Source organism: Rhizobium sp. UBA1881 (genome assembly GCF_002338015.1).
Taxonomy (GTDB): domain Bacteria; phylum Pseudomonadota; class Alphaproteobacteria; order Rhizobiales; family Rhizobiaceae; genus Rhizobium.
Genome location: NZ_DDHH01000214.1, coordinates 1 through 8,884, shown reverse-complemented (window position 1 = coordinate 8,884; position 8,884 = coordinate 1). Strand labels below are relative to the sequence as shown.

Sequence of the window (8,884 nt, the reverse complement as noted above, 5' to 3'; positions counted from 1 at the left end):
GAAGGCCGCCTGAGGCCTTCGTGATCCTGGACTGAAAAACGAAAACGCCCGGTCAGCAATGACCGGGCGTTTTGCGTTGATAGCGATGTATGACGCGTCAGTCGGAATCGACGCCGCCTGCCGCGGCACCGCTCTGCAGCTGCTCGAACGAGGGTAGCGGCTGCGCGGCGTGCGATTGCTCCGTCGGGTTCTGCTGCTCCGGCGGCAGCTGCTGCAATGTCGTTGCGGCCGGTCCCTGGTCCGGCTGCACGTCCTTCATCAGGACTTCGACATCGGTGTTCTTGCCGGCCTCGACCTTGAACTCGCGCTGGTAGATCTTGTCCTTGTTGCGCGCCACGGCCGAATACTCGCCTTCGGCAAGCACCATGGTCGGAAACGCACTAACGCTTTCGCCGACGCTGTCGCCCGCCGCCGTCAGGATCGACCAGGCCGTATCGGCGATCGCTTCGCCGCCCTTGTCGGAGACCAGCTTGAAGGTGATCTGCGCCGCCTTGTGCTGGATCGTCGCCTCGGTGAGCTTCCCCGCTTCCACCTGGATGTCGGCACGCACCGATGCGTTGGTCTCGCCGTAATCGGAAACGACGTGATAGGTGCCGGCGTTGAGCCGCACGACCGTGTTCGGCGGCACGTCGGCCATCACCAGACCACGCTCGCCGTCATCGCGAACATCGGCGGAATAGATCGAGAAGCTCAGCTGATCGGGCCGGATTTTCACGTCCGATCCCGAGACGGCATTGAGCAGCAGTCCACCGGCCTCGAGAACCATGGTCTGCTTTTCAAGCGCGCCGTCCTCGGGAACCGAGAGCTTGCGCGTCACGCCAGCGCGGCCGAAGGACACGTTGACGAAATAGTCGCCCGGCGCCAGCTGGAAATCGGCCGAACCACCCTGGGAGCTGGCGATCAGCGGCAGCTTGCCATCGCTGCCCGCGACCGGGCTGAACACATACCAGGAGAGCCCGTCCTTGACGGCGTCGCCTGATGCCGTGAGCTTCGCCTCGAGCGCGACGGAATGCAGCTTCGCGCCCTGGGGCGTCGTGCCGGGCGCGATAAAGGCGTTCAGCTTGGGCATCTTCGTCGTGGTGTCGAGCTGCTTGAACTCCTTGAAGGCATCCTGCGCGCCGGCGCCGGCGGGGATCAAGGCAAGGAGGGCTACGGCAACACTCCAGCGTGCGTATGGCAAAATGCCGAGCATGTGTTTTGCGAACCAATTGACAACTGAAATGACAGAGGCCACTTCAAGACCAACCGGATGGCAAATTCAAGACCCATCCCCGATACCGCGATGAAAATGAGAGTTTCTTGCCTATGAGATCCGATATCAAGCTGATCGACTACCTCGGCGTCCGCCGTTCCATCCCCGCCTTCCAGATGTCCGAGCCCGGTCCCGAAAAGCCCGAGATCGAGGAAATCCTGCGCCTTGCCTCGCGCGTGCCGGATCACGGCAAGCTCGCCCCCTGGCGTTTCATCGTCTATCGCGGCGAGGAACGCGCCCGCATCGGCGAGGAGCTTCTGAAGCTTGCCTTGGAAAAGAACCCCGATCTCTCCGAGGAGATGATCAAGGTCGAGCGCAGCCGCTTCACCCGCGCGCCCGTCGTCGTCGCGGTCATCAGCAAGGCCGGCCCGCACATCAAGATCCCGGAATGGGAACAGCTGATGTCGGCGGGCGCCGTCTGCCTCAACATCATCTTCGCCGCCAACGCCCATGGCTGGGTCGCCAACTGGCTGACCGAGTGGTTCGCCTATGACGAGCGCGCCTATCCGCTGCTGGGCGTCGAGGAAGGCGAAAAGGTCGCCGGCTTCATCCACATGGGCTCGACGACGTTCCCGCCCGTCGAGCGCCCGCGTCCCGAGCTTTCCGATACTGTCACCTGGGTCGGCGGGGAAGGCTGATGTTCTACACGACGGATCAGAACCGGCACGGCCTTGCGCACGATCCCTTCAAGGCGATCGTGTCGCCAAGGCCGATCGGCTGGATCGGCAGCAAGGGCAGGGATGGCACGCTCAACCTCGCGCCATACTCGTTCTTCAACGCCGTGTCGGATCGTCCGAAGCTTGTGATGTTTTCATCGAGCGGCCGCAAAGACAGTTACCGGAACGCCAGCGAAACCGGCGAGTTCACCTGCAACTTCGTGAGCCGCAATCTGATCGACAAGATGAACACGTCCTCGGCCGCCGTCGCCTACGACGTCGACGAGTTCGCTTTGTCGGGGTTGACGCCGAAGAAGGGTGAACTCGTCGATGCTCCCTATGTGGCCGAAGCATTCGCGGTTCTGGAATGCAAGGTCACCGAGATCATCGAGCCGAAGTCGCTGAGCGGCGAGCCGTCGGAAAATGTCATGATCTTCGGCCAGGTCGTCGGCATCCACATCGACGAGGCGATCCTGCGCGATGGCCGTATCGACATGGGTCTGGCGAAACCGGTCGCGCGCTTGGGCTACATGGACTACAGCGAGAGCAGCGACGTGTTCGAGCTCTTCCGACCCAAGGCCTGAAGCGTGCGTCAGTCCTGCTGAACGGTTAAAGTATATGGTGAACCAATCATAAACTTTTTGCCGCTACCGTCATCCTCAACACTTGGGGTGCGAGAGAATCGCACTTGAGGATTGGGGTTCGCGGTGATCGTAGAGGCATTTCTTCGTTGGGTTGAGACTGCCAAGGTTGGAGACCGGGCGAGGGCGGCGAGCGCGCTCGGCCGGGCCTACCTGCAGTCTGAAATGGCTCTGGAAGAGCGCAAGGCCGCCGAAATGGCCATGACCTTCCTGCTCGACGACCCGTCGCCGAAGGTTCGTCTTGCTATGGCCGAAGCCATTGCATGGTCGCCGGATGCGCCCCGCGCCATCGTCCTGTCTCTGGCTGGTGACCAGGCCGAGATCGCCTGCCACGCCATCACCTTCTCGCCGCTTCTGTCGGACGCAGATCTGGTTGATCTCGCAGCACGCGGCAGCGCCGTTACCCGCATGCTGATCGCCGCCCGCTCCAGCATCTCGCGCGCGGTCGCAGCCGCGCTTGCCGAAATCGGCGGCGCGGAAGACGTGCTGTGCCTGCTCGAAAACGAAGGCGCCGCTATTGCTCCGCAGGCGCTGAAGCGCATTGCCGAACGACTGGGCGACGACTGCGAAGTCCGCAACCTCCTGCTCGATCGCCCGGACCTTCCGGCTGATGCCCGTCAGCTCCTGACGCAGCATGTCAGCGACGCTCTCATCAATCTGCCGCTGGCGCAGGCTGCGATCGGAACCGGTCGGCTGCAGCGCGTGGCCCGCGAGGCGACGGAAACCGCAATCGTCGCCATCGCCGGCGAGATCACGCCGCGCGAGGTTGCCGACCTAGTGGAGCATCTGCGCGTCAGCGGACGCCTGACGCCATCCTTCCTGATGCATACGCTGTGCTCCGGCAAGATCGAGTTCTTCGCCGGTGCCATCGTCAATCTCACTGGCTGCGACGAGCGGCGGGTGCGTTCGATCTTGGCGACCGGCCGGATGCACGCCGTGCGCGCGCTTTACGAATCTGCGGGCCTCGCCCGCGATATCAGCGTGATCTTCGTCGAAGCCACCTTGCTGTGGCGCGAGGCGTCGAAATCCACATCAGGCACGATGCTGGCCAATGTCTGCGGCCGGTTGCTACAGAGCTTTCGCAGCCGCAACACCACGCATGGCGCGGTGCAGGAACTGCTGGAGATGGTCGAGAAGCTGCATGTTGCCGAGCAGCGACAGTCGGCGCGTGGATACGCCTACATGACGGCGCTCGCCGCCGCCTGATTTAATTGCTCAAGCGCCTGACGACCCAGGAATAGCTTCCTGTTACGAAGTGCACGGGCGTTGCGAGCGCGGATTTCATCGAATGGCCAGAGGGAAGGTGCGTGCGTACCTCTGCCGCCATTCTGGACGCGAGACCGGAAACCCCGGTCTGCGGCTTTTCCTCGGTGACGGCAGGCGCTGGCGTTGCGGCGACCACCTTAGGCTCGGGCGGCAGCGCGGATGCGGAGGCTCGCAGACGGCGATGACCGTCGGGTAGCTGATGCTCGAATAGTGCTTCAACTGCCGCTCGGAATCGGCATGGCGATGAGGACAGCTTGCATAGGGGCGCTTTCGATATTGAACCGCTCCCCTTAGACGCAGCAATTTCAACCAAATGAAGGCCGCTTTCCGGCATCCATGCGGAGCAAGATTACAATCAGGAAAGGTAGTGTTCCCCTATCAGCCTTCAGCGACGCGGGGCGGTGGCGGAGCTTGCTCGTCGATCAGCACTTGCGGACCGAGATCAGGCTTTTCGGCCGTGCGAACCTCGTGCATCCATTCGCGCCAGATCGCCACCAGAAGCGCCATCAGCACCGGGCCGATGAAGAGCCCGAGGAAGCCCATGGTCTTCACGCCGCCGATCAGACCGAAGAAGGTTGGCAGGAACGGCAGCTTGATCGGGCCGCCCACGAGCTTGGGGCGCAGTGTCTTGTCGACGATGAAGAGTTCGACGGTACCCCAGACGAACAGGCTGACGCCGGCAACGGGCGAGCCGCTGGCAAGCAGGTACAGCGACACCAGTGTGAACGACAGCGGCGCGCCGCCGGGGATCAGCGCCATGATGCCGGTGATGACGCCGAGCGTCACGGGCGAGGGCACGCCCGCCACCCAATAGGCGACGCCGAGCACGATGCCTTCGCCGATGGCGATCAACGTCATGCCCATCACGGTCGAGCTGATCGTGGCAGGCACCACGCGCGAGATCCGCTCCCAGCGGTTTGGCAGGATGCGTTCCCCGAGCATGTCGATCTGGCGGGAGAAGTCCGCGCCGTCGCGATAGACGAAGAACAGCGCGATCAGCATGAAGAGCAACGTCAACAGCAGATGGAAGGCGCCACCGCCAGCGGCGAGCACTGCACGGTAGATATTGCCGATATGCGCGCCGCTCACTGCCTGGATCAGTTCACCCATGCTGCCGGGGCTGCCGATATACTTGACCCAGAGCTCATCGAGGTAGGGCCCGACAAACGGAAAGGCCGAAATCCACTGCGGCGTCGGTTCGCCAAAGCGGTTCACATGGATAAGCCAGCCAACCCATTCGCGCACTTCGCCCGTGGTGTAGGTGACGGCAAGCACGATGGGCGTAATGAGGAAGGTGACGATGAGTATGATCGCGATGGTCGCAGCGACCGTCGTGTTGCCGCCGACCCTTTGCAGCAGCCGGCGATAAAGCGGCCAGCTTGCAAATCCGATGACAAGCGCGGCCAACACCGGCACGACGAAGCCATAGAAGAAATAGACGCCGGCGGCCACGACAAGGATCAGAAGCCATCGCGCCGCGGAGATCGAAGGGATGAGCGGCGTACGTGCGGGAGAGGATGGACCGATCCACCGCGACTCGCGCTGCATATTGTTGTTCGGAAGGCTCACGTCGTCCTTTTCCCCCTTATTTCACCTAAGGATATGGGCCATGCGTCCTTTGCACGCAAGCGCCATCACCGATTTAAGCCCGATGACGCCCCCGCCGCCGGTCCATCGGCCTGATCCGCAGGCTTCATAACCTTACATCACGCAATCATTACGACAGAAACCCTTCGACATCCTTGTCATGGATCACGCCCGGTCTGCGCGATCGGCGATTTTCGCTGAGATCGCGCCTGTTTCGACCGATATTGGAACGAACTACCGTGATCTGACGGAAATGTGATCCCGCAATATCGGCTGCCACACGCCCGCGAAGCTTCAGCGGATTTCCGTCGGCTGACCCAATCCCACAACAAGCTCTTGCAGCAATGATACGCCTCGACTACTTTGGATCCATGGATACAAATGGAATCATCGCAACGCTTCGGCGCGATATCGAAGCTGGACGTCTCTGCGCCGGCACGGTGCTCAAACAGGAACAGCTGGCGGAACGCTTCGGCGTCAGCCGCCAGCCCATCAGGCAGGCTCTGGACAGGCTTCTGGAATCCGGTCTTCTGGTGCGCCGCCCGGATCGCAGTCTTGCCGTGTCGGGTCTCGACGAGGAGCAGGCGCGTGAGCTTGCCGAGATCCGTTTGTCTTTGGAGACGACCGCCCTGCTGGCGTCGATCGAGGCGCTGACCGAAAGCGATCTGCGCAAGGCTCGACGGCTGAACGAGGATCTGCTCGATGAAGAAGACCCGCCACAGCTCGAGGAACTCGACCTTGCATTTCACCGCACACTCTACGGCCGCTGCGGCAATGCGAGATTGCTCGAAATGATCGATACATTCCGCCGTGAATCCCGCCGGGCCTATGCGCAGCAACCGAAGGGCTCCGAGGCCCGCCCGACCCTTTATGGGGAGCATCAGGCGATCATCGAGGCATGCGCCACGCGAGACGCCGATCTGGCGCGCCAGGCGCTTTCGCAACATCTGCAATTGACGACCGCAAGGCTTACCCGCGAAGGAGAAAAGGAATGACGACGTTTTCGGCACAGGTGGCGTGGAAGCTGGGCGAGGGTAGCTTTATCGACGGACGCTATAGCCGTGGCCACAACTGGACCTTCGACGGCGGCATTACGGTCCCGGCTTCCGCATCGCCGCACAATGTGCCTTTGCCCTATGCGGTCGCAGAGAATGTCGATCCGGAGGAGGCCTATGTCGCCGCGCTCTCCAGCTGCCACATGCTGTTCTATCTCTGGATTGCGTCGAAAAAGCGCATTGGCATCGACAGCTATGTCGATGATGCGGTCGGCGTCATGGAGAAAGTCGATGGCCGCATCATGGTCAGCCGCGTCGAGTTGCGGCCGAAGGTCGGCTACACCGGTGAAGTTCCAAGCCGTGAACTCGAAGAGCACATGCACCATCAGGCGCACGAACTCTGCTTCCTCGCCAATTCGGTGAAGACGGTGATCGAGATCAGGCTCGACTGAGCCTGATCCTAAACCTCGGCGTCAGATGTCGAGGTTTTCTGCGAATGCGGCGCGATCCTGGATGAAGCGGAAGCGGGCTTCCGGTTTCGTACCCATGAGATCGTCGACCGCCGTGCGCGTGCCCTCGAAATCCACCTCGTCGATCAGCACGCGCAACATGGTGCGCTTGCTCGGATCCATGGTGGTTTCCTTGAGCTGCGCCGGCAGCATTTCGCCGAGACCCTTGAAGCGGCTGATTTCCACCTTGGTCTTGCCCTTGAACTCCGTCTCCATCAATTCGGCGCGGTGGCGGTCGTCACGCGCGTAGGCCGACTTCGCGCCCTGCGTGATCTTGTAGAGCGGCGGGACGGCGAGGAACAGGTGGCCGCCGCGCACCAGCTCCGGCATTTCCTGATAGAAGAAGGTGATGAGCAGCGATGCGATATGCGCGCCATCGACGTCGGCATCGGTCATGACGATGATGCGTTCGTAGCGAAGATCTTCCTCGCGGTATTTCGAGCGCGTGCCGCAGCCGAGCGCCTGGACGAGATCGGAGAGCTGCTGGTTGGCGCCAAGCTTTTCGCGACCGGCGCTGGCGACGTTGAGGATCTTGCCGCGCAGCGGCAGGATCGCCTGGTTGGCGCGGTTGCGCGCCTGCTTGGCGGAGCCACCGGCCGAATCCCCTTCGACGATGAAGAGCTCAGCGCCCTGGGCGGTGTTCTGAGAGCAATCGGCAAGCTTGCCGGGCAGACGCAGCTTGCGCACGGCGGTCTTGCGGTTGACTTCCTTTTCCTTGCGGCGGCGGAGGCGCTCTTCTGCGCGCTCGATCACCCAGTCGAGCAGCTTGGCCGTCTCGTTCGGATTGTCGGCGAGATAATGGTCGAAGGGGTCGCGCAGCGCGTTTTCGACGATGCGCTGGGCTTCGACGGTCGCAAGCTTGTCCTTCGTCTGGCCGACGAATTCCGGTTCGCGGATGAACACCGAGAGCATGCCGACGGCCGAGATCATCACGTCGTCGGTGGTGATCTGCGCGGCGCGCTTGTTCTGCGTCAGTTCGCCATAGGCCTTCAAGCCCTTGGTCAGCGCGATACGTAGGCCGGCCTCATGGGTGCCGCCTTCGGGGGTCGGAATGGTGTTGCAATAGGAGTGAACCTGTGGATCGCCGCCGTACCAGGTGATCGCCCATTCGAGCGAGCCGTGGCCGCTGGTCTTCTCCGTCTTGCCGGCGAAGATCTCGCGGGTGACGGTGAACTCCTTGCCCATCGTCGCCTGCAGATAGTCCTTCAGGCCGCCGGGGAAGTGGAAGACCGCCTTGTCGGGGATTTCGCCGCCTTCCTGCACGACACCAGGGTCGCAGCTCCAGCGGATCTCGACGCCGCCGAACAGGTAGGCCTTGGAGCGCGCCATGCGGAACACGCGGCCGGCATCGAACTTGGCGTGATCGCCGAAAATCTGCGGGTCGGGATGGAAACGGACGCGCGTGCCGCGGCGGTTGTGAACGTCACCGAGTTCCTCGAGGCCGCCCTGCGGGATGCCGCGCGAAAAGCGCTGGCGGTAGAGCTTGCGATTGCGCGCGACCTCGACTTCGAGAACGTCCGAGAGCGCGTTGACGACCGATACGCCGACGCCGTGCAGACCGCCCGATGTCTCGTAGGCCTTGCCGTCGAACTTACCGCCGGCATGCAGCTTGGTCATGATGACTTCGAGCGTCGACTTGCCGGGAACCTGCGGGTGGTTCTCGACCGGAATACCACGGCCGTTATCGCTGACGGTCAGAAAGCCCATAGCGTCGAGATGCACTTCGATAAAATTGGCGTGGCCGGCCACCGCTTCGTCCATCGAGTTATCGATGACTTCGGCAAAGAGGTGGTGCAGCGCCTTCTCGTCGGTGCCGCCGATATACATGCCGGGACGCATACGTACCGGTTCAAGACCCTCGAGAACGCGGATCGACGACGCGCCGTAGTCTTCCGACGTGGAATTCGCCGGCGGTGCCTGCCGTGGCGCGGCATTGGCGGCAGCGCTCGGCGCAGCCGGAGCGGCGACGGGCGCGGGG

Annotated in this window: 8 protein-coding genes; 5 read left to right on the top strand and 3 right to left on the bottom strand. The window is 62.5% G+C overall.

Annotation, left to right across the window (positions count from 1 at the left end):
- Nucleotides 1-97 precede the first annotated feature (97 nt).
- Complete coding sequence (locus tag B3605_RS25720; protein ID WP_112945619.1) at nucleotides 98-1,192, bottom strand: hypothetical protein; 1,095 nt, start codon at nucleotides 1,190-1,192, stop codon at nucleotides 98-100.
- Nucleotides 1,193-1,305: 113 nt separating this feature from the next.
- On the opposite strand from B3605_RS25720, the gene B3605_RS25715 reads away from it, so the two are divergent.
- From B3605_RS25715 to B3605_RS25705, 3 genes are all read left to right on the top strand, one after another.
- Entirely contained in the window at nucleotides 1,306-1,890 is a 585-nt protein-coding gene (locus tag B3605_RS25715; RefSeq protein ID WP_112945618.1) for a nitroreductase family protein, read from the top strand.
- Nucleotides 1,890-2,492 (top strand): flavin reductase family protein, encoded by a 603-nt coding sequence (locus B3605_RS25710; protein WP_112945617.1) that lies wholly within the window; start codon nucleotides 1,890-1,892, stop codon nucleotides 2,490-2,492. The genes B3605_RS25715 and B3605_RS25710 overlap by 1 nt, the downstream gene beginning before the upstream one ends.
- A gap of 123 nt (nucleotides 2,493-2,615) precedes the next feature.
- Nucleotides 2,616-3,755 carry a DUF2336 domain-containing protein gene (locus B3605_RS25705; RefSeq protein ID WP_112945730.1) on the top strand — a complete coding sequence of 380 codons (1,140 nt, stop codon included), beginning with the start codon at nucleotides 2,616-2,618 and terminating at the stop codon, nucleotides 3,753-3,755.
- 438 nt (nucleotides 3,756-4,193) lie between these two features.
- On the opposite strand, the gene B3605_RS25700 is transcribed toward B3605_RS25705, so the two are convergent.
- Entirely contained in the window at nucleotides 4,194-5,363 is a 1,170-nt protein-coding gene (locus B3605_RS25700; RefSeq protein WP_112945729.1) for an AI-2E family transporter, read from the bottom strand.
- 410 nt (nucleotides 5,364-5,773) lie between these two features.
- On the opposite strand from B3605_RS25700, the gene B3605_RS25695 reads away from it, so the two are divergent.
- On the top strand, nucleotides 5,774-6,397 hold the full coding sequence (locus tag B3605_RS25695; RefSeq protein ID WP_112945616.1) for a GntR family transcriptional regulator: 624 nt from the start codon (nucleotides 5,774-5,776) through the stop codon (nucleotides 6,395-6,397).
- Entirely contained in the window at nucleotides 6,394-6,849 is a 456-nt protein-coding gene (locus B3605_RS25690) for an OsmC family protein (protein WP_112945615.1), read from the top strand. The genes B3605_RS25695 and B3605_RS25690 overlap by 4 nt, the downstream gene beginning before the upstream one ends.
- Before the next feature lie 21 nt (nucleotides 6,850-6,870).
- Here B3605_RS25690 and parE read toward each other — a convergent pair.
- Nucleotides 6,871-8,884 (bottom strand): DNA topoisomerase IV subunit B (parE, locus tag B3605_RS25685; RefSeq protein ID WP_296436842.1); only part of this gene is annotated, 2,014 nt, incomplete at its 5' end.